The organism is Oleiphilus sp. HI0125, from assembly GCF_001635355.1.
The window spans coordinates 1-713 of record NZ_LWGF01000156.1; the positions used below are offsets into that span (position 1 = coordinate 1).

General features: G+C 43.8%; 1 protein-coding gene. It reads right to left on the reverse strand.

Annotation, left to right across the window (positions count from 1 at the left end):
• Positions 1-234 precede the first annotated feature (234 nt).
• Positions 235-713 (reverse strand): type 1 glutamine amidotransferase domain-containing protein (locus tag A3762_RS02600; protein WP_068753970.1); only part of this gene is annotated, 479 nt, incomplete at its 5' end.

The window sequence follows — 713 nt, forward strand, 5'->3', positions numbered from 1 at the left end:
GCGGTTGGACCATTAAAATCAGTTTGATAAATATCCGAAGCGCCCAATTGGTATGTATTTGTGGGAGATCGAAACCAAACTCAGTGAGTACGAGATTGAAATACCATTTCCTCAACGTGATTTGCGTTTGCGTTCGATAGATAAAGAAGTTGTCAATGCGATACCAGAACGATCGCTGTGAGCTTAAAAATAGATAAGCACGCTATCGGTTTACTGGATAGCGTGCTGTACAGGCTACTTCAACAAGTTTAAAAGCGCGTCTGCAGTTGCGTGCGAAGATCCCGGGTTTTGGCCTGTCACTAGCAAACCATCCACTTCAATGTGTTCTTGCCAGTTTTCTTTCGCCGAGTATATACCGCCATTTGCTTTGAGCATTTCTTCTACAGAAAATGGTACGACCTCACTTAGCTCTACTGCTGCCTCTTCGCTATCAGAAAACCCCGTCACTTTTCGACCAGACACAATGTATTGTCCAGATTCATCTTTGGTTGATTTAAAAACAGCGGGGCCATGGCATACGGCGCCAATAGGTTTCTCTTGATTCCAGAATGTTTCAATCAAAGAAATCGATTTCTCGTCATTGGCGAGATCCCATAAAGGGCCGTGGCCGCCTGGATAAAAAATCGCATCAAAGTTTTCTGCATCCATATCGGTCAATACTTGAGTGTTAGCGATGAGTTCTTGTATGCCTTCGTCTTGATAATAACGCTCAG